Origin of the sequence: Micromonospora sp. NBC_01699 (assembly GCF_036250065.1) — a bacterium.
Lineage (GTDB): Bacteria > Actinomycetota > Actinomycetes > Mycobacteriales > Micromonosporaceae > Micromonospora_G.
On record NZ_CP109199.1, the window covers coordinates 5,609,603 to 5,636,218 of the forward strand.

The following is a 26,616-nucleotide window of genomic DNA, read 5'->3' on the forward strand; positions in this document are numbered from 1 at the left end:
CGATCCCTGGTACGGGACCTGCAACCGGCGGAGGCTGAGGATTATGGTCCGGTCGTTATCCGATGCGGACCAGTTGCCACTGTTGGTTGTTGCCACCCCAGTCCGTGTACTGAACGATGTTCCCCCCATCAGCGGTAGACGCGGCCTGCACCTCGACGGCCTTGCCGCTGTTGCGGTTGATCAATCGCACGTAACCATCGGCGGATTCGGCGAGCCGGAACTGCTGGTTCGTACCGTTACCGTCGCTCCATTGGACGATCGCCGCAGAGTCCGCGGTGGAGAAGTTGTAGACGTCCAGCACCTTGCCGGAGTGCCGGGACTTCAGCCGGTAGTAACCACCACCTGAGTCCACGAACTGCCACTGCTGGTTCACCCCGTCGTTCCGGGCCCACTGCGTGATCCGCGCACCGTCAGTGGTCGCCTGGTTGTACACGTCCAACGCCTTGCCACTGTTCCGATTCAGCAACACATACCAGGCGCTCGCGTCCACCAGGGAACCCGGCGGGGGCGTGGAGCCGGCGTTGAGGGCGTCGAGGACGGAGGTGTACGCCGCCTTCTTGTTACCCGACCGATCGAAAAGCAGGGCGTTGTCGGTGCCGCGCCAGGAGTCGCTGTCGCGCACGCCCCACACCGTGATGCCGGTACAGCGCGAGACAGCCAGGCAGGCACGGGTGACCGAGCCGAAGATGTTGGCCTGGTTGCCGCCGGTCATCACGTCCAGCTCGGTAATCTGCACGTCGACGCCCAGGTCAGCGAAACGCTGCAGATTCGCCTGATAGTCCCCGGCCAGCGAGGTGCCCAGGTGCGACTGGAAACCCACGCAGTCGATCGGCACGCCACGGGACTTGAAGTCCCGAACCATGTTGTAGATGCCGGTCGACTTCGCGTTGATCCCGTCGGTGTTGTAGTCGTTGTAACACAACTTCGCACCCGGGTCGGCCGCCCGCGCGGCGCGGAACGCCGCCTCGATCCAGTCGTTGCCGGTACGCTGCAGATTCGAGTCACGTCGCCCGCCGCTGCCCCCGTCGGCGAACGCCTCGTTCACCACGTCCCAGGCGTAGATCTTACCCCGGAATTGGGTCGCGACCTGGGTGGCATGGCTGGACGGCGATGCCTACGGAATCGTCATCGAGCACCAGCCACCACCGGCCACGCCTACGCCACCCAGCGGGCGGCCGAGATGCTGCGCGCCTGCGCGACCGCCTGACCTGCTGCCCGCACGGATCCTTTCACCAGCCTCACGGAGGTTTTCCCTAATCCCGCAGCGTGGTGCTCAGTTTCGGAATGTGCATCGACTCATCCGCGATCCTCGCCCGGTCCGTCGACCGGGCGGTGTACACGGCCATGGGTACGTCCTCTCACAAGCTGCCTGAGTATGGCTGTTGCCATTATCTTGCAACAAGCCCGATGACCGGACCACGCGACCCGGCCCCTACCGGTTCTCGTTCTCCGGGCGAAAGATCGCCATCGCCGCGGCTCTGCACCGACAACAGCGCCATGATCGCCGCCGTCGGAGACCTTCTCATCCGCGCCGATGCGGCCCCCTGCCCACTCACCCTTGGCGCGGACCCGTGCGCCGTCCTCTGCGGGGCACTGCTTCACGGCCCTGGTTGACCAACGGCGGCGGGCCGCCACGCTGACCGGCCCACCGCGCTCGGTCAGGTGATCAGTGGTTCACCGCGATCGGCACGTTCGTGTAGAGCGTGATGCCCTGGCCGGTCCCCTGCCTCCACCGCCCGGCAGCGTCATAGAAGGCCGTCGTCCCGGCGACCGTCGGAACGGTCAGCAGCCACGCCGGGCGGTCGTCGATGAGCGCGTTGAGTAGCCGCCGACCGAGACCATCGCGACGGGCGATTGGATGTACTGCGAGTTCGAGGACCTTTCCGAGTTCGACCTGCGGGAGCTGTTGCCCGACCAGCCACGCGAGTGGGACTCGCATTATCAACCGGAAAGTCGCCACCGCTGCCCGGCACCCCCGGTCGCCGGTGCCTGGGGAGCGCCCGGTCTACACCTGCGTGAAGATCAGAGCCACGTTTTGGCCGCCGAAGCCGAACGCGGTCTTCAATGCGGCGGGCATCTCGAGGCGGCGGGGATCTCCGGTTACGACGTCCAGGTCGAGGGCCGGGTCGGGTACGTCGAGATTGCAGGTGGGCGGCACGTGCCCCGCGTGAAGCGCACGGATGGTGGCGACTGCCTCGACCGCGCCGGCCGCGCCAAGCAGGTGGCCGTGTGCCGACTTGTTGGCGGTCAAAACCGGGTGGTCGCCGACGGTGCGGCGTAGCGCGGCGACTTCGATCATGTCGCCCACCGGGGTGCCGGTCGCGTGCGCGTTCACGTGGGTGATCTCGGCCGCGGAGACCCGTGCGTCCCTCATGGCCATCGTGATCGCGGCTGCGACGCCGGCGCCGTCGGGGCGTGGCTGTACCAGGTCGTAGCCGTCCGACGTGATCCCGACGCCGGACAGCCTGGCCCAGGCCCGAGCGCCACGGGCGGTGGCGCGCGAGGCCCGTTCGAGCACGACCACCGCGGCGCCCTCACCGAGAACGAATCCGTCCCGGCCCGCGTCCCATGGGCGTGATGCCCCTTGGGGGTCGTCGTTCCGCGTGGAGAGGGCGCGCAGCGCGCTGAAGCCGGATATGGCCAGACCGGTGATGACGGCTTCGGCGCCGCCGGCGACGACGACGTCGGCGCGGCCCAGGCGGATCAGGTCCGCGCCGAGGGCGATGGCTTCGGCGCCGGTGGCGCACGCGCTGGCGACCGAGTGCACGCCGGCCTGCGCCCGCAGCTCGACGCCGACGCACGCAGCCGGTCCACTCGCCATGGTCCGCGTGATGGCGTAGGGCGAGGCCCGGCGCCGTCCGCCGGCTTCCAGGAACTGCGACTGTTCCAGCATGCTGGTAAGGCCGCCCATGCCGGTGCCGACGCAGACAGCCAAGCGATCGGACGGTACGGGATCGTGGTCCAGCCCGGCGTCCGTCCACGCCTCGCGTGCCGCGATCAGTGCGGCCATTTCGACCCGGTCGTAGCGACGGATGTCACGGGCCTCGAAGTGGGTCGCGGGATCTGTGTGGAGCTCGGCCGCGATCCGCGTCGTCAGATGCTGTGCCCAGTCGTACGGGAGGGCCGTCACCGCCCGTCGTCCGTCCAGCAGGCCTTTCCAGTGCTCGTGGCTGTCGCCGCCCAGCGGTGTGGTCGCGCCGAGCCCGGTCACCATCACGTCGGTCATGCGGCGACACGTTCGGCGACCGCCTCGTACAGGTCCCGGCCCGTGACCGTACGGCTCAGCGTCGTGTCGTCGATGACGACCTGCAAGCGGTCCTCAAGGCAGGCGATGACCTCCAGACGTGACATGGAATCAAGCTCGAGATGCGCGAAGCGGTCGTCGAGCGAGAAGTCCTCCGGCAGGGGCTGGTCGGTGACCTCCAGCACGGACGCGGCGAACTGGGCCAGAAACGCCTCCTCGGTGAGTCGGCCGGGCATGGGACCTCCTATGAGTCGAGGTCGCCGTGGCTCCCCGCGGCGGCCTGCGGCATGCTGATGACGGAGAAGTACGCGCGGTCGTGGAACTGCCGGTCGAGGTGCTCGAAGAGATCCCGGGCCGTTTCGGGTGCCAGATCGCCGAGCACGCCCCGAGCCGTGTCCGCACGGTTCAGGAATGCTTCCAGCCAGGCGCCGCGGCGGAAGAAAACGCCGAGACGGTGCCGGTTGTACAGCCAGATGCCGAGGCAGGCTACCTTCGTGTGCACCTCGCTGTAGCGCTGGGCGAGGCGCATCAGCCGAGCCGGCGTGTCCTTGATCCCCGCCGGGCCGTCGGTAGGGCGAGGGGGTCGCTCGGCGACGATGGCGGCGAGGACGTCGTCGAGCTCTCCTCGGAGGGACTCGCCCGCCGTCCGCAATGCCCGCACCCGCCGCGCGTCGTTCTCGTCGTCGGGTCGTACGGATGAGAGTGAGTCCAGCAGATGGGTCAGGCTCGCGGTCACGGCGTCGCGGCCGCGGCCGAAGACTGCCACGTCACCGGGTTCCCACGGGTCCAGTGGCTGACCGAGGTCGTAGAGCTGTCGCCAGTCCTCGTCCCGCGTCCGCCGGGTGCCGCGCTCCAGCGCGGGAAGCTGCATCGCCAGGCTGTCCAGGCACACCGAACTGCTTCCGTCGAACATCGACACGACCGCGCCATCACGCCTCATCTTCTGGAAGATTCCGGCATGCGCGAGGTCCCGGAAAAAGTGCCGGGCGCCCAGAAGGGCGGAGAGTTCGTCGCCCGCGCTGTCGACGAGCCGGCTGACCTGCACCTTGACGACACTGGACCAGGCGCTGAATTCAGACTCGAAGAGGTGCAGGCCGCGCATCGCCACCAGCGCCACGCATTCGGCGGCGAGCAAATTCAGGTACGCGTGGCAGAGAGCCTCCCGAACGTGCGGTAGGTCGACCGCTCGGCGCGCGTACAGACGGCGGCCGACGAGGTGCTCGTACGTCTTGCGCAGTAGGGTGTCGCCCACGCCCAGAGACAGCGCGCTGCACAGCGTACGGGTGAGCATCAGGCCACGCAGCGCGGTCTCCATCCCCCTGCCTCGAGTGCCGATGAGGGCGGCCGGAGGGACGGGTGCGCGGTCGAATGCGATTCCGCTGATGTCGCAGCCGCGCAGCCCGACGGTGGGGGTACGGGGCAGACCGTTGACCCGGTCCGCCGGAACGGTACGTTTGTCGAGCAGGAACAGGGACTGGTTCTGGAAGTTGTCCACCGCGGCGGTGCGCGCGAGGACGAGAGCGTGGGTCGAGGTGCTTCCGCGATTGATGGGCCACTTGCGGCCCGAGATCAGGAACGTCCCGTCCACGCCCTCTGTGGCGACGCAGTCGTTGGCGGCGAAGTCGGCGCCGTGCTGCTCCTCGGAGTAGGCGAGGCAGGGAATCACCTCACCGGCGAGCATGTCATGGGCGAAGTCGCGGCGCTGCTCGTCGTTGCCACCGATCCAGACGACGAACGACCAGATCTGGGTGCTCACGGAGACGGCGACGTTCATGTCCCGCCGGGCCACGCTCCGGATCAGCCACAGCAGCTCCTCGGCGGTAGCCAGCTCCCCGCCCAGGGACCTCGGCACCAGGCGCCGCCGCAGCGCGAGACGATCCAGCAGGTGCAATCCGTGGACCGGGAGGGTCTCGGTCTCGTCGGCGTGCCACCCGCTGGCGAACGAGATGTCGTTGCCGGCCAGGTCGGGGTCCCCCAGTGCGCGTTCCAGGTCGACGACGCTCTGCCGGTAGGAGGGCTCGAAGGTCTTCACCGCCGCTCGCTCCCGCGTAGTGCGTTCGTCACGAACTGCGCGATGCCCGTCGACGTCTCCGGGCTGCGGAACACCGGCAGAACACGCCACCTGAGGTGAAGGGCGTCCTGGTCGGCGTGCACGGTCAAGCGGACCGGCACGTGGGCCGCGCGGTGGGCCGGGAAGGAGACGGCCGGCTGATACCGCGACAGCCGGAGGACGCCGGAGCGCTGTCCCGCCCGGAACGTCAGCCCCTGAACGTTGACGACGGCGTGGGCGAAAGGGACATAACCCGTGGTCGTCCGCCCGGCGCCGCACATGAACTGTTGCGCCTCCTCCCAATACGCCTCGCGAGCGGAGGTTTCATCGAGTTGTCGTGCGCACTCCTCGGGGCTGAACCCATCGGACACGCGGAAGAAGTGCGGGACCGCCTGGGCCAGCCAGCCGACCGCCCGTCGATGGCTCGGCTGGGTACCTCGGACGGCTCGACCGTGCCGTCCGATATCGAGGCGGACGACCTTCGTTCCGGCGATCTTGGATATTCCCAGCGCCAGCGCGTACACGAGATCACGCTCGGTGTCCCTCAGGTCGACCGGCCGCCAGGGCAGCGTCTCCCAGTGGATTTGCTCCTGGAGCCCGTGAGTTCCCAGCAGGTCCGGCCGGACCTCCTTGGTACGCGTGACGGCATCCCAGGGCCGGTCCACCCACCAGGTCGCGTCACCAGACAGATCCGACGCGCTGAGGTGGACCGGAATCGAGCGCACGTAATCCAGATAGGAGTCGCTTGCGGGAGCGGCGTCGTCGCCGTGTTCGTAGAGCAGGGCGGCATCTCGCATCAGGATCGGCAGGGACAACATGTCGGCCGCGAAGTGGTGAAAGGCGAAGACCAGATGGTCCTCGTCGGGCGTCCGGAGCAGTGCGACGTTCCAGAGAGGGCCGTTCTCGACATCGATCGTGCCGACGAGTTTCCGGAAAATCTCCTGGACGGCCTGGTCCGAGATCGCCGGCGCGTCGACGGTCTGGATGCCTTCACCATCGAGCCAGCGGTCATCGGCTATGTACTGGTAGAAAGCCCCTCCGGAAGAGCGGATGCGGAGGCAGAGCGACGGGTGGCGGAACGCGAGAAGCTCCAGCACACGCCGGAGCCGTTGGTGCTCCAGTCGTGCCATCGCGGTGACGACGACCGGCAGCACATAGGTGTTCACATCGCCTGCCGTTGCCGCGCCGAGCATCGTGTTGAGCTGCTGCTGGGTGAGGGAAAGCAGCCTCAACGAGTGGTCCAATCTTCTACGTCGGACTCATGGGCCTGTGTGGTTCCAACGCCGATGTTCGGGGCGGCGACGGCCGGACGATCCCATTTCGGGGGCAGCGTATCCGGCTGCACCTAGGCCGTCAAAGCTTCGGTCACGACGTCGCGGGCTCCCTCGGCACGGGCCCGGCCCGTGCCGGCCGCCTCGGCTCAGCAGCCGGCCGAACATGGCGAGATCCTCCGCGTCCAGGACTGCCGGGGCCGCGTTCTCGGCCCTCGGCCACCCGGCCGCACAACTCCATGACGGCATCCCTGCCACGGTCGATGGGACGGTCCGCCGCTGCCGCCGATCGGCGCCACCGCGCACACCATCCCCCCACCCGCGAGGCATCCAACGGCACCGCACGCCGGCCCGGTTCGCGCTCTCCGCCGTACCGCAGAGACAACCCCCGTGCGGCCACGTTCCGTGAGGGGCCGCCGAGTCGGACAGCACTGAAGTGCTTGATATGCGGATGTACCGCTGGATGAGCGCCCGAGCCCGGCGCTCGCGACCCTCGCAGCGACGGTGGACGATGTCGGGGTCCCCGGTCGCGAGCCCGGTCTCGGTTTCCTTGCGCGCTCGGTCCTCGGGCCGGGCCTTGGTCGGGCGGCAGTGGGATCAGGGCTGGAGTTCGAGGTTGAGGCGTCGAGTGTAGTGGGTTTGTCCGGCCCTGGTTCGATGGCGGCGGCGCCAGTCTGAACGGCGCGGACGGTGGGTGGGATCGTGGATCACTCCTTCTTGCCTTCGCTGAGCGCCACTGACTGGCGAGGTTCCACGGCCTGCGTCGACACCGGCGGCAGCGTCGGCCGATCCACGACGTGGTACACATCCCGTCCGTCGGTTCACGAGTGGTACCCGTCTGCCGGGTGAACGGAATTCGTGTCATCGGGTTCGGTTTAGCCGGGCAGGTCGGTGGCCTTGTTGTCCTCGCCGTACTCGCCCCGGATGGGTAGGTAATAGGCGGGTAGGAAGCCGGCGATGATGGCGACGCCCGCGATCGGCACGAACGCGCCAACGAGGATGCCGGAGCCAATCCAGATCAGCGCGAGCGCGAATCGGCGGCCGATGGCCCTGACGCCGAAGGGGCCGAGGCTGGGGTCCAACAGTTTGGCGCGACAAAGATGGGCCCAAATGATGTTGAACAGGGCTGCCGCCGTCCATAGCGTGGTGCCGTAGACGACGACCGCCGTACGTAGGCCCTGCTCCGCGCGTAATGCGGCGGCGAGTAGGGACGTGGAGAACGGCAGGAACGCGATGACCATCAAGAGCAACGTGTTGAGGAACAAGACCACGCGGTCGACGTGCCGGACGCGGTCGAACATGACGTGATGGTTGACCCATACCTGCCCGATGAGCAGGAAGCTCAGCACGTACGCCAGGTACGAAGACCACAATGCCCCGAGGCCGTGCAGGAGGTGCCCGAAGTCCTTCGGCGGTTGGATTTCCAGCACGAGAAGCGTCACGGCGATGGCGAAGACACCGTCACTGAAAGCCACCAGTCGGCCCGGGTGACGCGCGAGCTGCGGAGTGTCGTTTCCGGAGAGCACGCCCTAATTATGCTTTACGCCCGCTTTTGCGATGCTCGCCCGCCGCGCTCAGTGCGCCCCGGCGATCCAGCCAGGTCACTGACCAGGTTTGTCGCTCCTCCATCTGTCGATCAGTGCGGGTAGTTCGCGCCAGAGGTAGTCGTAGAAGTCGCGCATTTCGGTCAGGCGGCGGCCGGCCGTGCTGTCTTCGCCGGTGGTCGCTATGCCTTGCTCGGCGGCCTCGCGCATCGTCTTGACCGTCATGTTCTGGCCGGACATGAGGGTTGCCCAGGCGCCCTCGGGCAGGCGGAAGTGTTCTCGCCGGCTGCCTGGGGCGGGTACGCGCTCGATCAGACCGACGGTGGTGAGGGCTTTCACGGCGGTGGAGACGCTGCCGGAGCTGATCGAGAGGGTTTCGGCGATCTCTCCTGCGGTCATCGTCTCCTGTTCGGTGAACAGCAGGGCGGCGAGTACCCGTGCGGTCATCCGTTGCAGGCCGCCCTGGGTGAGGGTCAGGGCAAGCTGCTCCGCGGGGTCACTCAAGGCGGCCATCGAAGTCCTCTCGTCGCTCATCTTGACGAAATACTAACAGCTTCGAATCTTTGAAGATCTCTGAAACTTCGCTACTGTCGAAGACATGGGAGATGTGATTCGGCTGGAGAAGCTGAGCAAGACGTACGGGAGCCGCCGGGGGTTGGTCGACCTGGACCTGACCGTGACCGAGGGCGAGGTGTTCGGTTACCTGGGCCCGAACGGGGCCGGGAAGTCGACCACGATCCGGCTGCTACTGGACCTGATCCGCCCCACCGGCGGCCGGGCGTGGCTGTTCGACCGCGACCCACGCGAGCACGCCGTCGAGTTGCACCGGCGCGTCGGCTACCTCGCCGGTGACTTTGTGGTCAACCCCCGCCAAAGGGTCGGCGAGTGCCTGGCGTTCCTGGCCGACCTGCGCGGCGGTGTGCCGAGGTCTCGCATCGAGGAGCTGGCCGTCCGCCTGGACCTCGACCTGTCGGCCCGGATCAAGGCCCTGTCCAAGGGAAACCGGCAGAAAGTCGGCCTGGTGCAGGCGTTCATGCACCAGCCGGATCTGCTGATCCTCGACGAGCCGACCTCCGGCCTCGATCCGCTGGTCCAGCAGACGTTCCTCGACCTGGTCCGCGAGGCGAAGGCCGCCGGGCAGACGGTGTTCATGTCCTCGCACATCATGACCGAGGTCGAAGCGGTCGCCGACCGGGTCGGGATCATCCGCGAGGGCCGCCTCGTCGCCCTCGACACCGTCGCCCGGCTCCGCAGCCAGGCCGTCCACCGCTTCGAGATCACGTTCCTCGGCCCGGTCGACCAGACGGCCATCGCCGCGCTCCCGGAGATCTCCGAACTCAGCTTCGACGGCGGGACCGCCCGGTTCCAACTCGCCACCAGCCCCGACGCGTTGATCCAGGTTCTCGCCCAACACCGGGTCGCCGCCCTGCGCGCCAGCGAACCCGACCTCGAAGAGCTGTTCTTCAGCTACTACCAGGCCAGTCCAGAGGCCAAGGAGGCCACCCGTGCCTAGTGTCATGACGAAGTCGCTGTGGGATTCCCGCCGCAGCCTCGCCGGGTTCGCGGTCGGGACCGCCCTGGTCGGCGCCATGTACGCGGGTTTCTACCCCCAGGTGGCCGACGGGGCGATGGGCCAGGCCGTCGAAGGCTTCTCCCCCGCGATGCGGGAGGCGCTCAACATGGAGGACCTGTCCTCCGCCGCCGGGTACCTCGGCTCCAGCGTGTTCGGCATCATCGTGCCGCTGATCGCCGTCATCTACGGCATCGCCACCGGCACCCGGGCCATCGCCGGGGACGAGGAAGCCGGCTACCTCGACCTCCTCCTCGCCCACCCGGTCACCCGTACCCGGCTACTGCTGCACCGTTTCCTCGCCCTCACCATCGGCGCCTTCGCCTTGGCCGGGCTCGTCTGGCTGGCCATGCTCACCATCCGTTCCGGCGCCCAACTCGACACGGTCAGCATCGCCCAGTTCACCGCCCAATGCCTCGCCCTGGCCCTGCTCGCCACCTTCTTCGGCACCGCCGCCATCACCATCGGCGCGGTCACCGGCAGCAGAGCCGCCGCGCTCGCGGGCACCGCCGTCCTGGGGGTACTCACCTACGCGGCGAACACCTTCGCCGCCCAGATCGGCGCCGACGCCGCCCGCTACGCCTCCCCGTTTCACTACTACATCGGCGACGAACCGCTCCGCAACGGCTTCCAGTGGGCCGACCTCGGCATTCTCACCGCAGCCATCGCCCTCCTGGTGTCCACCGCCATCACCGCGTTCAACCGCCGCGACCTCACCAGCTGACCGCCCCCGCCGGCCCTCCACCGCCTCCAGGTGGGCGGGCCGGCGAGGGTCGGCCAATCCCTGCTCGGCCCCCCTCCGGTCCGGGAAGGAACCCGGGCTCAGTCGGACTCTGCGCTCGCGTGGCGGATCCCGCGTGGGCGGCCGGACCGCACCCACAGCCAGTACAGGCCGGCGGCGATCACCAGCGCGGCGGCGAGCGAGACCAGCGGGTCACCTCGGGACAGCTTCACCAGCAGGGTAAAGGCAACCCCGGCGGCGGCCAGCACGTTGATCGCCAGCAGTACCGGCGGCGCTCGCGGTGGGAGAAGACGGCCATCGCGCCGAGTCCGGCGAGGAAGCTCAGAAACACCGAGACGGCGTAGAACAACACGAGTTCCTGGTCGCGGCCCCCTGCTGCGGCGGTGAGCAGACCCGAGACGACCATGAACAGCAACACCCCCCATACCGGTGTGTGGCGGGAGTTGGTGCGACCGAAAACGGCGGGCAGGATCCCGGCCGCGCTGCCATCGGACTGCCGCTGCCGGGGCGGCTGGCTCACACCCCAGACAGGCCGCGCCCCACCGCACACCAGCACCTACCGGAGGCCCTGCGGGAATCGCTACCAGCCGGGGCTGGGCGCCGGCGTGATAAATTCTCCGATCCCGCCGAAGGCAGGGCTACGCCTCAGATGACGGTGACGGCGATGGTGTGCCAGCCGGTGGCGCCGTCCGGGAACGGTGTGGTCCGACTCTCGGTCTGGACGTCGCCGGTGCGGTCGGTGGCCCGGACCCGCAGGCTGTGGCCTCCGGGGGTGGCCGGCCACTGGTAGCGCCATTGGACCCAGGTATCGGTGGACGGGACGGGTAGCAGGGTGGAGGGTTGCCAGGGGCCGGAGTCCACCGACACCTCGACCGCCGCGATACCCCGGCCCTGGGCCCAGGCCACTCCGGCGACCACCACCTGTCCTGCTGGCAGTCGGGCGAAGGGTGCCGGCCGGTCGATCCGGGATGCGGTTTTCACGGGTGCCTCCCGCGCCCAGCCGCGCCGTACCCAGTAGGCGTCGAACGAGGCGAAGGTGGACAGTTCCAGGTCGACGACCCACTTGCAGGCCCCGGCGTACCCGAACAGGCCCGGGGTGAGCATCCGGACGGGGAAGCCGTGCTCCAGCGGCAACGGTTCGCCGTTCATTCCGACCGCCAGCATCGCGTCCCGGCCGTCGAGGACCGTCTCCACCGGGGTACCGATCGTCATCCCCTCGCTGGAGCGGGCCACCACCTGGTCGGCGCCGGCTCGGATGCCGGCGGCACGCAGCAGCGGTGCCAGGGGTACGCCGAGCCAGCGGGCGGTGCCGACGTACGGGCCGCCGACCTCGTTGGAGACGCAGTTGAGGGTGATGTCCCGCTCGACCAGCTCACGGTCGAGGAGGTCCGCGAAGCTCAGTTCGAGTGGCCGGTCGACCATGCCCCGGATCCGCAGGCGCCAGGTGTCGGTGTCGAGCCGGGGCACGGTGAGCGCGGTGTCGACCCGGTAGAAGTCGGCGTTGCGGGTGTGGAAGGCGGGACCGACCCCGTCCGGCAGCGGTGCGGCCGGGTCGGCGGGGGCGGGCAGTCGTACGGCCTCCCGGGAGCGTTCCGCGTCCCGGGAGGAGGACCCGCGGAGCAGCCCGGTCCCGGCCACGCCGAGGGCGGTACCCGCCGCGACCAGGGCCGCGTTGCGGGCGAGGGCCCGCCGCGACGGGCCCCGGATCGGCCGAACCTCACCCGGCCGGGGAACAACCGGCTCGGCGGCGGATGCCGGTCGCGGAAGCAGCCAACGCAGCACCCCGGCGGCGACCAGTGCGCCCGCAACCGAGGGCAGGACATCGACCGCTCGCGCCCCCGGCCGGAGCAGCGCGGCGACGGCGCCGAGCACGCCGAGCAGGGCCGCTCCGCCGAGGCCGGCGGCCGATCGCCGTCGGGCCAGCAGCCCGGTCAGTACGGCCAGTCCGGCCAGGGCGAGACCTATGCCGCCCAGCAGCAGTGGCTTGTCGTACGTACCGAACGTGCGGACCGCGAATTCCTTGACCGGGGTCGGGGCCGCGTCGATCAACGTCGAGCCGACCGCCACCAGCGGCCCGGCCTGCGGGCGGGTGAGCGTGGCGAGCAGTTCGGCGGCGGTCACCCCGGCCGTCGCGGCCAGCAGTCCCACGCCAGCCGGGACGACACGCCGCAGGCCAGGCGGCCCGAACCATCGTCGCGCGCAGACGGCGCCCAACAGCCGTCGAAGGCGGCCGTCCCGGCTGGATGACAGTGGCATGACTGGTCCCCTCGCTGGCCGGAAACGGGATGGGCCGGGGATCCGGCCGGCGGCCGGACCCCCGGGCGGCTCAGGAGGTGGGCATCAGTACGGTGTCGACGAGGTACACCGTGGCGTTGGCGGTCTGCACGTTGCCGCAGACCACGGTGGAGTTGCTGTTGACCTTGAAGTCGGCGCCGCTGCCCGCGACGGTGAGTTCCCCGCCCTGGAGGGTCTTGTGCGGTCCGGCCAACTGCGTCGGAGCCAGCTTCTCCCCCACCACGTGGTAGGTGAGCACCTTGGCCAGCAGATCCTTGTCGGCCAGCACCTTGTCCAGGTCGGCCTTGGGCAGCTTGGCGAACGCGTCGTTGGTCGGCGCGAAGACGGTGACCGCCGACGCGCTGTTCAGCGAATCGACAAGTTGCGCCTGCTTCACCGCCGTGACCAGGGTGGAGAGCAGCGCGTTGCCGGAGGCAGCGGTGGCGACGGGCACCTTGGCCATCGCCTCGAAGCTGCCCGGGTTGGTGGCGTCGGTCGGCACCGCGGCACAACCGGGTCCGAACTCACCGTCCATCATGGGCGGCGCGCTCGTGGCCGCCATCTCCGGAGCACTGGTGGCGGGCGCGGTGGCGGTGGTGTCCTCGTCCGCCTCCCCGCCGCAGGCGGCCAGGGCGAGGGCGAGAGTGGCGGCGGCCGTGACAGCGGCGAACTTGTTGGCACGCACAGTGATAGTTCCCTTCAGACAAGCGAAAACCGGGATGAAGTACGCTTACTTGCTCATAAGTGATTCGCAGCCACCGATCGGCCGGATGGGTACGACTTTCGTGCGATCCCCCAAGCAGTGGAGATCAGGTGATGGCGAGCGTGACCACGGCATCGGTCGTGGCCCGGACCGAGCCACCATCGGGCTCCTCGGTGACCGCGAAGCTCGCCTTGCCGCGTACGCCGCCGATCAGCACCGTGGCGGTCGACTCCCCCGCCGCCAGCACCCCGGCCGACGCGGCACCGCTCGAATCGACCAACCAGAGCTGGTACGCCCGGTCGGCGCCCGGCCCGACCAGCCCGTCGAGCAGGGCGACAGCCCGGTCCTGGCTCACCGAGAGCACCACCGTCACCCGGCCACCGGAGGGCACCGCGACCGTACGCACGACCGCGTCCGGTGCGGCGAGCACGGCGCGTACCCGCTCCGTTTCCGCCCGCGCGGCCTGGGTCAGCGCCTGCTCCCGGCGTACCCGTTGCTCCTGAAACGCCCAGGTGCCGGCGCCCGCGCCCGCCGCGAGGGTGGCCGCGGCGACCGCGATAGCGGTCCGGCGGCGCCAGCGCGACAGTGCCGGCAACCCGCCCCGGTCCACCCGACCGGGCCCGTCCTGCCGGGTCCGGCGCACCTGCGCCAACACCTGCGTACGCAACCGGGGCGGTGGCACCGACCAGGTCGAGTCGGCGAGTCGGGTCACCGTCTCGCGCAACTCCGCCACCTCGATCGCGCAGCTCTCGCAGTCCGCCACGTGCCGGGCGAAGGCGGCCCGCTCGACGTCGTCGACCGCGTCGAGCGCGTACGCTCCGGCGAGCGCGTGAATGTCGGTCACCGGGCCACCTCCACACCCAGGCAGTCCCGCAACCGGATCAGCCCGTCCCGCATCCTGGTCTTCACGGTCGGCAGCCCCGCACCGAGCAGGGTCGCCACCTCCCGGTAGGTGTGCCCGCCGTAGTAGGCCAGGGTGATCGCCTCCCGCTGCACCGGGGTCAGCCCCTCCAGGCAGCGCCGCACCTGCTGACGTTCCAGCCGGCTCGCCGCCTCCTCCGCCACCTCGTCGTACGGCACCTCGCCGGAGGCGGCGGCCACCCGACGGGTCCGATCGGCGCTCGCCTGCTCGGTGCGTACCCGATCGACCGCCCGCCGGTGGGCGATGGTGAACACCCAAGCGGTCGCCGAACCCCGCGCCGGGTCGAAGCGAACCGCCGTCCGCCACACCTCGACCAGCACCTCCTGGGCGACCTCCTCGGCCTGCCCCGGATCCCGCAACACCCGCCGCGCCAGCCCGTAGACCCTCGGCGCGACCAACTCGTACAGCCGGTTGAACGCGGACTCGTCACCCCGACCCACGGCACGGAGCAACCCGTCCGCCTCCGTCCGGGAGTCGACCGCCGGCAACTGATCGGGCACCGCCCGCAACGGCCGCTCCGACCCGGTGCCGCCGACGACACGTCGCGCCGGATCGCTACCGGGGTCGGGGTGCGTCATCCTGAGCAGCCTCCAGCCGATTCCGTCTGCCTGCACGGTAAGTATTCGGCGCGGAACGCCGTACGGATGGGTCCGGGGGCGAACGTTCTTGTCCGGGGTCCGTGGCGGCGGCGTTCGGGCGGACCGGACCGGACCGGACCGGCGTCGACCGTCACGCGGGCTAGAGCGCCTCCGTCGGGTCGCCGTTGTTGAAGGCCAGCACGGCGGCCCCAGTCGACCTCCTGACTCAACCAGGTCGAGGTGTACTTCTCCGCGTTGACCCGCCGGGTCGTGCACCACCGCGATTTCCCGCCACACGAGGATCTGATCGACAAGATCGAAACCTACGTGATCGAGAAGAACACCACCGCCAAGCCCTACCGATGGACCTACGACGGCACCCCGCTCAAGGCCGCATGACCCCCGACGAACTAACGCGGCGCTGCACTAGCGCTAGGCCCGGCAGGGCCACGCCTGCTGACGCGAGATGCCACATCGTGACGCGTCGTTTGCCCACTCATTGCCCACCGAACAAGCAAGAGCCCACTTCCTCGACCTACAGGAAGCGGGCTCTTGCTTGTTGTTTCGTTTGTAGCGGGGACAGGATTTGAACCTGCGACCTCTGGGTTATGAGCCCAGCGAGCTACCGAGCTGCTCCACCCCGCGTCGCTGGAATGAACACTAGCGCACTCGTGCCGCCGACACCGCATCGGCCCATCCCCGCGGGGGTCGGACATGCCCCGCGGTCCACCCGCGACACATCCCGGCCCACGCTTGTACGGTCCCAGGATGTCCGGCCTCGAACGGTTAACATTGATCAACACCACCCCGTGGCTCGCCGACCTCCTGGCCAGCCTGTGTGACCTGGACTTCTCCCGCACGAAGGAGGGTCCAATCGAGCCGATCCGCCTGGCCGACGGGGAGCCCCTGGAGATGTTCGCCGGCGACGCGTCCGGCGGAGCGTTCCTGTTCGCCGGACGCGGTGGCGAGGAGCGGCCGGTGGTGTACGCCGGTTCGGAGGGTGAGGGCGCACTGGTGGCGATCGGGTTGGCCGACGCCCTGGCCGTCGCGGTCGAGTTGCCCAGCCTGCACGACGCACTGGCGGTCCCGTACGGCGAGGACGGTGGCGCCGCCCTGCGGGCCTGGCTCGATCGGGCCGATCAGGAGATCCGGGACGACCAGCCGGACCTCGACGCGTTACGGGGGCGGTTACGGGAGGCGCTGCACCTGCCACCGGCCGACGGGTTGCTCGAACGGCTGCACGCGGCGGCCGCCGACCACACCTATCTACCGGTCGGCGAGCACGGCCGGTACGAGCCGATGCTGGGTACCGGTTGGGTCGTCGCCGTACCTCGGGAGCCTCGGTCGGACCGGAGTGGAGGGTCGTGACGGAGACCACGGACGGGCTCGGGACGAACAGGAATTGAGTCGGGTCGACTCAAGTTGTACCGGGTGCCGGTCGAACCGGACCGGCCCAGTGGGATCCGAGGAGAAAACCGATGAGCACCATCTCGCTGTGGACCCGGCGCGATCCGTTCGCGGAGTTCGACGCCCTGGTCCGGAACGCCTTCGGCCCGGTCGCGACGCGACCCGCCAACCAGCCGGCCCGGTTCACCCCGGCCGCCGAGATCAGCCGCGACGGGGATGACGCGCTGGTCCGGGTCGAGTTGCCCGGACTGGACATCGCCAACGATGTCTCGGTCGAGGTCGACCGTGGCCTGCTGGTGGTGAGCGGGGAGCGGCGCGACGAACGGTCCGAGGAACAGGGCGGCCGGAGCCTGCGCGAGCTGCGCTACGGCTCGTTCCGCCGATCCTTCACCCTGCCGACGCACGTGACGGCCGACGCGGTGAGCGCGACGTACGACGCGGGTGTGCTGAACGTCCGGGTGGCCGGCGCGTACGCCGGAACCGGAGCGCGACGGATCACCGTGACGTCCGCGACCCCGGCGGCGCAGTCCGCCTCGGCGCCGGCCGACCAGCCCGACGCCTGAACCAGCTGGCCACCGGCAACCCGCCGGTAGCCAGCACGACGTGGGACACGACCCATGGCACCCACCTCGGGCCCGGCCATCCGTGGCCGGGCCCGTTCGTCTGTCCACTACGGACGACGGCCGCCCCGACCCGCCGCCCACGACACCGCCCGCCGATCCCCCGATCCGCGACACCCACACGCCGCCCGCCGATTCCGCCGCCCGCGATCTCGATCGGACCACCTCGATCTCGATCTCGGCAGTGGTCCCGGAGCGGCGCCGATCATGGCCGCGACGGCGGCGGAGACGAACAGCGGATCACGCCGGTTACGGGCCGGCGAGTTGGCTGCCGGAGGCGACCTTGGCCGCGACGGCTTCGGCCCCGCCGGCCATCGCCTCCACCAGTCGGGGCCGGCCGACCGCCGGTACCAACCGGCCGGCCCGCCAGGCCACCCCGATCCCGGCCGCCAGCACCAGCAGGGCGCCCAGGGTCTGGAGCAGCCCGAACAGCATTCCGCCGACGCCGATCATCGGTGCGGCGAACATCAGCAACCAGCCGTCGGAGTAGCTGAACACCCCCGAGTGCAGCACCGCCCAACCGGACAGCACCCAGCCCAGGGTGTAGAAACTGGCGCCCACCAGGGTCAACGCGCGGGCTCCGCCGCCGTACAGCGAGGTCTGTTCGGGCAGTCCGGCAAACGGCAGCATCAGCATCGCGCCGACGAGGGCCACCAGCAGGCCGGCGGTGGCGGTCCCCCGGCTGCGCGCGGTCACCAGCAGCCCGGTCACCGCCATCAGCCCGAGCAGACCGAGCCAGGTCGCGAGCACCCACAGCACCAGTGGGAACGAGTGGCCGTCGGCGGAGGCCGGTGCGGCTCCGTCGCCGACCAGGGTGACGATGCCGTACAGGACGGCGGATCCGGGCAGGATCCACACCGCGCCACGGGCGAACCGGCGTAACGACCAGGCCCAGGTGGCGTCGGTGGCGGGTTGCGGCTCGGCGCCCTCCTCGAAGAAGGGCAGCAGGTGGAATCCGCCGGCCGGCCGGGTCGGCCGGGCCGGGGATACGGGTACGGTCGACGGCCCGTTGACCGGTCGCTTGGGCTTACTCGCGTGGCTCATGCGTCACCTCGCTCCACTCGCCGGCACGTCGAGCCGAGGATCCGTTCCGGCGCCCCGGGTCCCGGTCGCCGCTCCGCTCCGGGTTCCCGTCGCCGTTTCGGCTCTAGCCCGATCGTGGCAAACCCCGCAGCGGCGGCGCGTGGCTTCGCCGTTTTCGGTGGCACTCGTTTGCCGTACGGCGCGGCTGCCGAGGGGAACCGCGAACCGGACAAGGTCGAAACCGGGATTGACCTGTCGCCGGCCCGGAACGCGTTACCGCCCCGGTCGGGTCGACCGGGGCGGCGGCGGATCGGACGGGGGGTCAGCCCCGTTCGGTGGTTTCCGGGCTGGCGGTGCTGTCGCCGAGCAGGCTGGTCGGTGGGACCGGCTCGGGGGCGGGCAGCCCCTGCGGCTGTCCGGCCGCCGGGCGGGAGGTCACCTGCGCCTCGGCGGCGCGTACCTGGTCGTGCACCTCCTGGGCGGCTGCGGCGGCGGCCCGCGCCGCCTCGGCGGCCTCGCGCTCGACGGCGCTCGCGTCGCTCTCCGCCTCCGGCGAGGGTACGTCGTGGGCGGCCTGGGCCAGCCCGCCGAGCGCGCCGCCCAGTCCTTCGAGCGCCTTGGTCAGCTCGGCCGGTACGACCCAGATCTTGCTGGCCTGGCCGTTGGCGATCTGCGGCAGCGCTTGAAGGTATTGGTAGGCGAGCACCTTCTGGCTCGGGTTCGACTGGTGGATCGCGGCGAAGACCGTACGGATGGCCTTGGCCTGCCCCTCCGCCTGGAGGATCTGGGCCTGCCGGTTGCCGTCGGCGCGCAGTACGGCGGCCTGCTTCTCGCCCTCGGCGGTGAGGATCTGGGACTGCTTCTGCCCCTCGGCGTTGAGGATCGCGGCGCGGCGGTCCCGCTCGGCGCGCATCTGCTTCTCCATCGAGTCCCGGATGCTGGCCGGCGGCTCGATCGCCTTGATCTCCACCCGGGTGACCTTGATGCCCCACCGGCCGGTGGTCTCGTCCAGTACGCCGGAGAGGTGCCGGTTGATCTCCTCGCGGCTGGTCAGGGCGCGCTCCAGGTCGAGCGAGCCGATGACGTTACGCAGGGTGGTGACGGTGAGCTGTTCGATCGCCTGGAGGAAGTTGGAGATCTCGTAGGTCGCCCGGACCGAGTCGACCACCTTGAAGTAGAGCACCGTGTCGATCGAGACGACCAGGTTGTCCGAGGTGATCACCGGCTGGGGCGGGAAGCTGACCACCTGCTCCCGCATGTCGACCTTGGTACGCACCGCGTCGATGAACGGCACCAGCAGGTTGAGCCCCGGGTTCAGGGTGCGCTTGTACTTGCCGAGCCGTTCGACCACGTCCTGCCGCTGCTGCGGGACGATCCGTACCGCCTTGGCGAACGTGATCACCACGAGCAGAGCCACGGCGGCGAACAGCACCGCTATCGCCACATCCATACCGCTCACCTTTTCGTATCTGGTACTGCGTCAGTAGAGGAATCATCCCGCCAGACCATGGCGGTCACGCCTTTGACCTCGATCACCCGGACGCGTTCTCCCGGTTGGAAGACCTGGGTGCCGTCGTACGAGCGGGCGGTCCAGATCTCCCCGTCGATCCTGATCACCCCGTGGTTGGCGTCCACCTGCTCCAACACCAGGGCGTCGGACCCCTCGATCGCCTCCACCCCGAAGGCCGTCTCGCCGCTTTCCAGCGCGGAGCGCCGGTGCCGTCTGATCACCGGGCGGACCGCGGCCACGCTCAGCGCCGACACCACGGCGAAGACGAGCACCTGCACCGCGACCGGCGCACCGAGGGCGGCGACGCCGGCGGTGGCGAGCGCGGCGACGCCGAACATGAGGAGGAAGAGCGTCGTGGTGAAGATCTCGGCCACCAGTAACCCGACGCCCAGGATGATCCACAGGAGGGGTTCCACCATTGAATCCTGTCACGGCCGCGCACGTAGTGCCGACCAGCGAAGATCGTCCGGGCCGGTAGGATCACCGCTTGCCGTACCCGGTCGCCGTTGGGCGGTGCCCGCGGGGGCCGGTGCGGAGCACCCGGTGTCGACCCAGGGAGCTGATGATCATGGCACTGCTGCTGGAGACCACCCGACGCCTCGACTCCCTGGTCGCCGAGACCCAGGCGGAGGCGGCGGTGCCGACGCTCGTCGCCGGGGTGGTCCGTGACGGGGTGCTCACCCACGTGACCAGTGCCGGCGAGCCGCCGGCCGACCCGGCCACCCAGTTCCGGATCGGCTCGATCACCAAGACCATGACCGCCGCCCTGGTCCTCGGGCTGCGCGACGAGGGCCGGCTGGACCTGGACGACCCGCTCGACCGGCACCTGCCCGGCACCCCCGTCGGCCGGGTCACCCTGCGGCAGATCCTCGGCCACGCCAGCGGCCTGCAACGCGAACCGGACAGTGACGGCTGGTGGGAACGCACCGAGGGCGTCGACCTGGACACCCTGCTCGCCGGACTCACCCCGGCGAAAATCGCCCACCCGCCGCACCACACATACCACTACTCAAACCTGGCGTACGGGCTGCTCGGGGGCGTACTCGAACGGCTCACCGGCCGGTCGTGGTGGGACCTGCTGCACGAGCGGCTGCTCGCCCCGCTGGGCCTGACCCGTACGTCGTACCGGGCGGAGGAACCGTTCGCCCGCGGCTACCTGGTCCACCCGTGGCACGGCACGCTGCGCGAGGAACCCCGTACGGACACCGGTGCGATGGCGCCCGCCGGACAGCTCTGGGCCAGCGTGCCCGACCTGGCCCGGTGGGCCGCCTTCCTGGCCGACCCGGACCCGGCGCTGCTCTCCCCGGCGACGGTGGCGCAGATGTGCGTGCCGGTGGCGATCGGGGACCCGGACTCGTGGACCTCCGGACACGGGCTGGGCCTGGAGCTCTACCGCAGCGGCGAGCGGATCTACGTGGGCCACGGCGGCTCGATGCCCGGCTACGTCGCCGGGCTGGCGGTACACCGGCCGTCCCGGACCGGCGTGGTCGCGTTCGCCAACGCGTACGGCTTCCGCAGCGGCTCGATCGGGGTTACCACGAAGCGGTTGCTGACCGAGGTGCTCGACCACGAGCCGGTGCCGGTCGCGCCGTGGCGTCCCGCCGCCGGTCCGCCCGAGCCGACGGTGGCCGAGCTGACCGGCCGCTGGTGGTGGATGGGCCGCGAGTACGAGGCGGCCTGGGACGCCGAGGCCGAGGAGCTGGTGTTCAGCCTGCTCCGCCCGGCCGGGCCGGCGCCGTGGCGGTTCACCCGCGTCGACGCCGACCACTGGCGTGGCCGGTCCGGGATGAACGACGGCGAGATCCTGGCCGTACGCCGGGACCCGGCCGGTACGGTCCGGACGCTGGACGTCGCCACCTTCGTCTTCACCCGCGACCCGGACCGGCTCGACTGACCCGGCCCCTACCGACCCGCCCCGGCTCGGCCCGCCCCGGCTCGGCCCCACCCGGCTCGGCCCCACCCGGCTCGGCCCCACCCGGCTCGGCTCAGCCGGCCGCGACCGGCGCGGGGTCGGGTTCACGGGCGGTCCGGTCGACCGCCGGGTTCCGGCACAGCCAGCGGATGGCCAGCGCGCCGAGGGTGATCGGGACGGCGCCGAGAGCCCGACCGCCTCCAGCGTGTCCCGGTTGGTCACCGTCACCAGGTCCCGGTCCGGGCCGGCGAGCTGCGCGCAGGTCTGGAAGACGAGGTGGAAGCCGATCGGTGCCCAGAGGCTGCCGGTCACCAGCCGGATCAGGCCGAGCACGAACCCGAACGCGAGGAACACCACCGCCCGTCCGCCGTCGGCCCCGAGCGCCAGACCGAAGAGGCTGAACAGGACCGCCTGGGCGCCCACCGCCAGCCACGCCGGCAGCACGGACACCAGGTTGCGGTAGAGGTATCCCCGGAAGATCAGCTCCTCGGGCAGCGCCTCGTAGAGCAGGACGAGCAGCAGCAGGCCGGCCACGGACCCGATCACCGCACCGGCGGACGCGGGCACCCGCAGCGTCGCCCAGCCGAGCGCCAGGACCACGGCCAGGCCGATCGGGAACGGGACGAGGTAGGCGGCGACGCCGGCCAGGAACGGCCGCCAGCCCGTACCTGTCGCGCTTCCCCCGTACGCATGACTACCAGTCTCGGTCCGGCGGTCGGGCGACACCGTCCGGCGGCGTAACGAAAGCGGCTCAGTCGGACGGCGCGGTGACGAAGTCGATCATCCGCTCGACCGCGTTGATCAGCGGTGTCTCCACGTCCTGGTAGCTCGACACCCGGGAGAGGATCAACCGCCACAGCTGCGCCGGCTCGGCCACCCCGAGCGCCGCGCAGACCCCCTCCTTCCACGGCTGCCCCGGCGGCACCACCGGCCACGCCCGGATGCCCAGCTTCGCCGGCTTCACCGCCTGCCACACGTCGACGTACGGGTGCCCGGTCACCAGCACGTGCGGGGAGGTCACCCCGGCCACGATCCGGCTCTCCTTCGAGCCGGCGACCAGGTGGTCGACCAGCACCCCGAGCCGGCGCTGCGGGCCGGGGTCGAAGTCGCGTACCCGGGCAGCCAGTTCGTCGATGCCGTCGAGGGGCTCCACCACCACACCCTCGATCCGCAGGTCGTCGCCCCAGATCCGTTCCACCAGCGCCGCGTCGTGGATCCCCTCGACCCAGATCCGGCTGGCCTTCGCCACTCGGGCGCGTACCCCGGCGACGGCGACCGAACCGGAGGCGGTGCGCTGCCGCGCGGCCGGGACCGTCGTCGGTGCCGGCCGGCGCAGCGTGACCGGCGAGCCGTCCAGCAGGAACGCCGCCGGCAGCAGCGGGAAGTTGCGCCGCCGGCCGTGCCGGTCCTCCAGCACCACCGCACCGGACTCGAAACCGACCACGGCGCCGCAGAATCCCGAGTCGGCGTCCTCCACCACCAGGTCCGGCTCGGCGTCCACCTCCGGCACCGTCCTGCGTCGCCGCCAGTCACCGGCGAGCACATCCTTGCCGTACATCCTCCCCATGTCGGCGACGCTAACCCGATCCGGGTGATCCATGACGTAGACGCGCCGCCGCGCCGGGGGCCGAGACAGGGCCGCAGTGAACACGTACCCTTGCCTGCATGTCCCCCGCAACGGGCGCGGCGACCCTTGCGCCGCGCCGGTCGAGCCGGTTCGTGGCCTGGGTACGCGCATGGCGCGCCGGGCTGGTGCCGTATGACGAGGTCGCCGACGAGGTGGCCGGTGACGAGGAACATCTCGTCGCCGACGCTCCCGGCACCTGGACCGACGTGCCGCTCGCCGACGCCCTGCCCACCCTGTCGAAGCTCTCCCCGGACGAGATCCGGCTGGTGCTGCCGGCACCCGGCGATCCGCGCGGCCTGCCCGGCCCCGGACCGTTCGCCGGTGCGGCGCTGGTCGCGGGCGAGGCGGTGGTCGCCGGCACGCTGGGGCTGATCCCGGAGGTGCGGATGCACACCTCCGGCTCCGGCGTGACCTTCGAAACCGTGCTGTGGCGGGTCTACCCGCTGCCGGAGACCGCGCCCGGCGCGGCGCTCGGCAACCCCGGACCGGCCGAGGCCGAGGCCGACCTGTCCACCGCGCTGGCCGAGGCGACCGCCGCCCTGACCCGGCTCGACGTCGCCCACTGGCGGCCCGAACTGGCCGGTGCACTGGCCGCGCTGCGTCGACCGGACGGCGGCACCGACCTGCCACCGGGCTTCGACCCTCGGGCCCGCCGGCTGTTCGCTCGGGCCAGCGTGCTCGACCAGGTGTTGGCGCTGGCCGAACACGCCGCACCGGGCGGTGCGGTCAACGGCCACGAGGCGCAGCAGCGCGATGCCGCGTTGCGCCCGTTGACGGTGGCCTGCCGACGCGCCCTGGTGGCGGCCTGCAACGCCCCGTTGGCCGCCTGACCAGCCGTCAAGCGGGCGGTCTCAGATCTCGTCCATCAGGTCGACCACCGAGTTGATGATCCGCGACGGCCGGTACGGGTAACGCTCCGCCTCGGTCTTGGTGCTGATCCCGGTCAGCACCAGGATCGTCTCCAGCCCGGCCTCCAGTCCACAGAGGATGTCGGTGTCCATCCGGTCGCCGATCATCGCGGTGGACTCGGAATGCGCGTTGATGGTGTTCAACGCCGACCGCATCATCATCGGATTGGGCTTGCCGACGAAGTACGGCGCGACCCCGGTCGCCTTCGAGATCATCGCCGCGACCGAACCCGCCGCCGGCAGCAGACCCTCGTTCGACGGTCCGGTCACGTCCGGGTTGGTGCAGATGAACCGGGCCCCGGCCTCGATCAGCCGGACCGCCTTGGTGATCGCCTCGAAACTGTAGGTGCGGGTCTCACCCAGCACCACGTAGTCCGGGGCGTAGTCGGTGAGGATGTAACCGACCGCGTGCATGGCCGTGGTCAGCCCCGCCTCGCCGATCACGTACGCGGTGCCGCCGGGGCGCTGGTCGGCGAGGAACTGGGCGGTGGCCAGCGCGGCGGTCCAGATCGCCTGCTCGGGCACCTCGAAGCCCATCCGGGCCAGCCGGGCCTGGAGGTCCCTCGGGGTGTAGATGGAGTTGTTGGTCAGCACCAGGAACGGCTTACCCGACGAGCGCAGCCGGTTGATGAACTCGGGCGCCCCCGGTACCGGTTGTCCCTCGTGCACCAGCACGCCGTCCATGTCGGTGAGCCAGCTCTGCACGGGCTTGCGTTCCCTCATGCCATCCCCTCGCTACGCCTCGTCCCGCCCGAGTCCCGACCGGCGGTCAGGGTCGACGGGCCGGCACGCAACAGCCCGCCGGGCAGGTGTCCCAGACCGGGAGCGTACCCAGGCGGCGTCGCGGCGACGTATCCGGCGGGTTAACCCGCTCGATGACCAGCTCGCGCACCATGCTGACGAAGCGGGGATCGGTGCCGGGGGTGCCGGCCCGTACGTAGTCCAGCCCGAGCTGTTTGGCCGTCGCGGCGGCCTCGGTGTCCAGGTCCCACACCACCTCAAGGTGGTCGGAGACGAACCCGATCGGGCTCACCACCACCGAGCTGACCCCGTCGGCGGCCAGCACCGCCAGGTGGTCGTTGATGTCCGGCTCCAGCCACGGCACGTGCGGCGGGCCGGACCGGCTCTGCCACACCAGGTCGTACGGCAGGTCCGGGGCGGCGATCCCGGCGACCAGTCGGGCGGTCTCGCGCAGCTGTGCCTCGTACCGCCCGCCCTGGGGTCCGGCGGCGGCGGCCATCGCGGTGGGCACCGAGTGGGCGGTGAAGACCAGTCGGGTGCTGGCCCGGCGGGCCGGGTCGAGTTCGGCCAGCGCGGTCCGGACCGCGTCGGCGTGCGGCTCGACGAAGCCGGGGTGGTCCCAGAACTGGCGCAGCTTGTCGATCATCGGCGCCTCCGGCCCGACCGCCGAGCGGGCGGCGACCAGGTCCTCCTGGTACTGCCGGCAGGAGGAGTAGCCGCCGTAGGCGCTGGTGACGAAGGCGAGGGCGGTGCCGACCCCGTCGGCGCGCATCTGCGCCACGGTGTCGGCGAGCAGCGGGTGCCAGTTCCGGTTGCCCCAGTAGACCGGCAGGTCGACGCCGTTGGCGGCGAAGTCGGCGCGGATCGCCGCGAGCAGGTCCCGGTTCTGCTGGTTGATCGGGGACACGCCGCCGAAGTGCCGGTAGTGCTCGGCGACCGCGGCCAGCCGCTCCGGCGGCACCCCGCGTCCACGGGTCACGTTCGCCAGGAACGGCAACACGTCGTCCGGCCGTTCCGGGCCGCCGAATCCGACCAGCAGCAGTGCGTCGTACGCCATGAAACATATTCTCGCGCGGTCGGGTCCGCGCCGTGGCAGGACCCCGGGTCACCGCGAGCGCGGCCACCCGGAGCCCCGCCGGACGACTCAGGCGCCGAGGGCGTGGTAGCCGCCGTCGACGTGCACGATCTCGCCGGTGGTGGCCGGGAACCAGTCGGAGAGCAGCGCCAGGCAGGCCCGCGCGGCCGGCTCCTGGTCGGTCAGGTCCCAGCCGAGCGGGGCACGTTCGGCCCAGGCGGTCTCGAACTGCTCGAAGCCGGGGATCGACCTGGCCGCCATGGTGCGCAGCGGGCCGGCCGACACCAGGTTGCTGCGGATCCCCTTCGGGCCCAGGTGCAGCGCCAGGTAGCGGGACGCGGACTCCAGCCCGGCCTTGGCCACACCCATCCAGTCGTAGACCGGCCACGCCTTGGTGGCGTCGAAGGTGAGCCCGACCACCGAGCCGCCGGCCGACATCAGCGGCAGCGCCGCCATCGCCAGCGACTTGTACGAGTACGTGGAGACGTGCAGCGCGGTGGCCACGTCCTCCCAGGGGGCGTCGAGGAAGCCGCCGCCGAGGCAGCTCGCGGGTGCGAAGCCGATCGAGTGCACCACGCCGTCCAGCCCGTCGACGTGCTCGCGTACCCGGTCGGCGAGGCCGGCCAGCTGTTCGCCGCTGGTTACGTCCAGCTCGATCACCGGCGCCGGTTCGGGCAGCCGCTTGGCGATCCGCTCGACCAGCGACATCCGCCCGAACCCGGTGAGTACGACGGTCGCGCCGTTCTCCTGGGCGAGCTTCGCCACCGAGAAGGCGATCGACTGGTCGGTGATGACACCGGTGACGAGCAGCCGCTTACCGGCCAGGAGTCCAGACACGTGTAGCTCCTCCATAGGTTGTGTACGTGATGTGACGCGGGCCGAGCGCAGCGCGTAC

Annotated in this window: 27 protein-coding genes, 1 tRNA gene and 2 pseudogenes; 7 read left to right on the forward strand and 23 right to left on the reverse strand. The window is 70.6% G+C overall.

Annotated elements, in window-relative coordinates; all coding sequences use genetic code 11:
• Nucleotides 1-55: 55 nt before the first annotated feature.
• From OG792_RS22590 to OG792_RS22625, 8 genes and pseudogenes are all read right to left on the reverse strand, one after another.
• A pseudogene (locus tag OG792_RS22590) lies at nt 56-1,102 on the reverse strand (endo-1,4-beta-xylanase); the annotation flags it as partial.
• Nucleotides 1,103-1,666: 564 nt separating this feature from the next.
• Entirely contained in the window at nt 1,667-1,960 is a 294-nt protein-coding gene (locus OG792_RS22595; RefSeq protein WP_329101995.1) for a GNAT family N-acetyltransferase, read from the reverse strand.
• 45 nt (nt 1,961-2,005) lie between these two features.
• Nucleotides 2,006-3,226, reverse strand: coding sequence for a beta-ketoacyl-[acyl-carrier-protein] synthase family protein (locus OG792_RS22600; protein ID WP_329101997.1), 1,221 nt, complete (start codon nt 3,224-3,226; stop codon nt 2,006-2,008).
• A complete protein-coding gene (locus OG792_RS22605; protein ID WP_329101999.1) occupies nt 3,223-3,480 on the reverse strand; it encodes an acyl carrier protein in 258 nt (85 codons plus the stop codon). Before OG792_RS22605 ends, OG792_RS22600 begins: the two co-directional genes overlap by 4 nt.
• A gap of 8 nt (nt 3,481-3,488) precedes the next feature.
• Complete coding sequence (locus OG792_RS22610; RefSeq protein ID WP_329102001.1) at nt 3,489-5,276, reverse strand: acyl-CoA dehydrogenase; 1,788 nt, start codon at nt 5,274-5,276, stop codon at nt 3,489-3,491.
• Nucleotides 5,273-6,526: a condensation domain-containing protein gene (locus OG792_RS22615; protein ID WP_329102004.1), complete on the reverse strand. Its 1,254-nt coding sequence runs from the start codon at nt 6,524-6,526 to the stop codon at nt 5,273-5,275. Before OG792_RS22615 ends, OG792_RS22610 begins: the two co-directional genes overlap by 4 nt.
• A 914-nt stretch (nt 6,527-7,440) precedes the next feature.
• Nucleotides 7,441-8,091: a TMEM175 family protein gene (locus tag OG792_RS22620; protein ID WP_329102006.1), complete on the reverse strand. Its 651-nt coding sequence runs from the start codon at nt 8,089-8,091 to the stop codon at nt 7,441-7,443.
• A 75-nt stretch (nt 8,092-8,166) separates the two neighbouring features.
• The gene (locus tag OG792_RS22625) at nt 8,167-8,643 is read right to left on the reverse strand and encodes a GbsR/MarR family transcriptional regulator (protein ID WP_329102008.1); all 477 of its coding nucleotides are present in this window, start codon (nt 8,641-8,643) and stop codon (nt 8,167-8,169) included.
• Between the two features lie 64 nt (nt 8,644-8,707).
• Between OG792_RS22625 and OG792_RS22630 the strand changes: the two genes are divergently transcribed.
• Nucleotides 8,708-9,622 (forward strand): ABC transporter ATP-binding protein, encoded by a 915-nt coding sequence (locus OG792_RS22630; protein WP_329102011.1) that lies wholly within the window; start codon nt 8,708-8,710, stop codon nt 9,620-9,622.
• The gene (locus tag OG792_RS22635) at nt 9,615-10,403 is read left to right on the forward strand and encodes an ABC transporter permease subunit (RefSeq protein WP_329102013.1); all 789 of its coding nucleotides are present in this window, start codon (nt 9,615-9,617) and stop codon (nt 10,401-10,403) included. Before OG792_RS22630 ends, OG792_RS22635 begins: the two co-directional genes overlap by 8 nt.
• 98 nt (nt 10,404-10,501) lie before the next feature.
• Here the strand turns inward: OG792_RS22635 and OG792_RS22640 are convergent, their stop codons facing one another.
• The 6 genes from OG792_RS22640 to sigK form a co-directional block, all read right to left on the reverse strand.
• Nucleotides 10,502-10,633, reverse strand: a complete 132-nt coding sequence (locus OG792_RS22640; RefSeq protein ID WP_329102014.1) for a hypothetical protein — start codon at nt 10,631-10,633, stop codon at nt 10,502-10,504.
• Nucleotides 10,630-10,941, reverse strand: a complete 312-nt coding sequence (locus tag OG792_RS22645; RefSeq protein ID WP_329102016.1) for a hypothetical protein — start codon at nt 10,939-10,941, stop codon at nt 10,630-10,632. The genes OG792_RS22640 and OG792_RS22645 overlap by 4 nt, the downstream gene beginning before the upstream one ends.
• A gap of 125 nt (nt 10,942-11,066) precedes the next feature.
• The gene (locus OG792_RS22650) at nt 11,067-12,569 is read right to left on the reverse strand and encodes a molybdopterin-dependent oxidoreductase (protein WP_329102018.1); all 1,503 of its coding nucleotides are present in this window, start codon (nt 12,567-12,569) and stop codon (nt 11,067-11,069) included.
• Nucleotides 12,570-12,747: 178 nt separating this feature from the next.
• Nucleotides 12,748-13,380: a fasciclin domain-containing protein gene (locus OG792_RS22655; protein ID WP_329102020.1), complete on the reverse strand. Its 633-nt coding sequence runs from the start codon at nt 13,378-13,380 to the stop codon at nt 12,748-12,750.
• 124 nt (nt 13,381-13,504) lie between these two features.
• On the reverse strand, nt 13,505-14,242 hold the full coding sequence (locus OG792_RS22660) for an anti-sigma factor (protein ID WP_329102022.1): 738 nt from the start codon (nt 14,240-14,242) through the stop codon (nt 13,505-13,507).
• On the reverse strand, nt 14,239-14,898 hold the full coding sequence (sigK, locus tag OG792_RS22665) for an ECF RNA polymerase sigma factor SigK (protein WP_329102025.1): 660 nt from the start codon (nt 14,896-14,898) through the stop codon (nt 14,239-14,241). Before sigK ends, OG792_RS22660 begins: the two co-directional genes overlap by 4 nt.
• A 240-nt stretch (nt 14,899-15,138) precedes the next feature.
• Here sigK and OG792_RS22670 point away from each other — a divergent pair, with 240 nt between their 5' ends.
• Entirely contained in the window at nt 15,139-15,297 is a 159-nt protein-coding gene (locus OG792_RS22670) for a hypothetical protein (RefSeq protein ID WP_329102027.1), read from the forward strand.
• Between the two features lie 172 nt (nt 15,298-15,469).
• Here the strand turns inward: OG792_RS22670 and OG792_RS22675 are convergent.
• A tRNA-Met gene (locus OG792_RS22675) sits at nt 15,470-15,543 on the reverse strand.
• A 123-nt stretch (nt 15,544-15,666) separates the two neighbouring features.
• On the opposite strand from OG792_RS22675, the gene OG792_RS22680 reads away from it, so the two are divergent.
• Nucleotides 15,667-16,266: a hypothetical protein gene (locus tag OG792_RS22680; RefSeq protein WP_329102029.1), complete on the forward strand. Its 600-nt coding sequence runs from the start codon at nt 15,667-15,669 to the stop codon at nt 16,264-16,266.
• A gap of 110 nt (nt 16,267-16,376) precedes the next feature.
• Nucleotides 16,377-16,868 carry an Hsp20/alpha crystallin family protein gene (locus OG792_RS22685; protein WP_329102030.1) on the forward strand — a complete coding sequence of 164 codons (492 nt, stop codon included), beginning with the start codon at nt 16,377-16,379 and terminating at the stop codon, nt 16,866-16,868.
• 306 nt (nt 16,869-17,174) lie between these two features.
• Here OG792_RS22685 and OG792_RS22690 read toward each other — a convergent pair whose 3' ends face one another.
• The 3 genes from OG792_RS22690 to OG792_RS22700 all read right to left on the reverse strand — a co-directional run bounded on the left by OG792_RS22690 (nt 17,175) and on the right by OG792_RS22700 (nt 19,874).
• Nucleotides 17,175-17,969 (reverse strand): hypothetical protein, encoded by a 795-nt coding sequence (locus OG792_RS22690; RefSeq protein WP_329102032.1) that lies wholly within the window; start codon nt 17,967-17,969, stop codon nt 17,175-17,177.
• Between the two features lie 301 nt (nt 17,970-18,270).
• A complete protein-coding gene (locus tag OG792_RS22695; protein WP_329102033.1) occupies nt 18,271-19,398 on the reverse strand; it encodes an SPFH domain-containing protein in 1,128 nt (375 codons plus the stop codon).
• 5 nt (nt 19,399-19,403) lie between these two features.
• Nucleotides 19,404-19,874 carry an NfeD family protein gene (locus tag OG792_RS22700; RefSeq protein ID WP_329102035.1) on the reverse strand — a complete coding sequence of 157 codons (471 nt, stop codon included), beginning with the start codon at nt 19,872-19,874 and terminating at the stop codon, nt 19,404-19,406.
• Nucleotides 19,875-20,026: 152 nt separating this feature from the next.
• On the opposite strand from OG792_RS22700, the gene OG792_RS22705 reads away from it, so the two are divergent.
• Nucleotides 20,027-21,352 (forward strand): serine hydrolase domain-containing protein, encoded by a 1,326-nt coding sequence (locus OG792_RS22705; RefSeq protein WP_329102036.1) that lies wholly within the window; start codon nt 20,027-20,029, stop codon nt 21,350-21,352.
• Between the two features lie 294 nt (nt 21,353-21,646).
• Here OG792_RS22705 and OG792_RS34785 read toward each other — a convergent pair.
• A pseudogene (locus OG792_RS34785) lies at nt 21,647-22,096 on the reverse strand (lysostaphin resistance A-like protein); the annotation flags it as partial.
• A 25-nt stretch (nt 22,097-22,121) separates the two neighbouring features.
• Nucleotides 22,122-22,937, reverse strand: coding sequence for a DUF3097 domain-containing protein (locus OG792_RS22710; protein ID WP_329102038.1), 816 nt, complete (start codon nt 22,935-22,937; stop codon nt 22,122-22,124).
• A 98-nt stretch (nt 22,938-23,035) separates the two neighbouring features.
• Here OG792_RS22710 and OG792_RS22715 point away from each other — a divergent pair, with 98 nt between their 5' ends.
• Complete coding sequence (locus OG792_RS22715) at nt 23,036-23,827, forward strand: hypothetical protein (protein ID WP_329102040.1); 792 nt, start codon at nt 23,036-23,038, stop codon at nt 23,825-23,827.
• A 21-nt stretch (nt 23,828-23,848) separates the two neighbouring features.
• On the opposite strand, the gene OG792_RS22720 is transcribed toward OG792_RS22715, so the two are convergent.
• From OG792_RS22720 to fabI, 3 genes are all read right to left on the reverse strand, one after another.
• Entirely contained in the window at nt 23,849-24,628 is a 780-nt protein-coding gene (locus OG792_RS22720; protein WP_329102041.1) for an HAD-IIA family hydrolase, read from the reverse strand.
• Nucleotides 24,629-24,674: 46 nt separating this feature from the next.
• Nucleotides 24,675-25,703, reverse strand: a complete 1,029-nt coding sequence (locus tag OG792_RS22725) for a ferrochelatase (protein WP_329102043.1) — start codon at nt 25,701-25,703, stop codon at nt 24,675-24,677.
• Nucleotides 25,704-25,790: 87 nt separating this feature from the next.
• Complete coding sequence (gene fabI / locus OG792_RS22730; RefSeq protein WP_329102045.1) at nt 25,791-26,558, reverse strand: enoyl-ACP reductase FabI; 768 nt, start codon at nt 26,556-26,558, stop codon at nt 25,791-25,793.
• Nucleotides 26,559-26,616 lie beyond the last annotated feature (58 nt).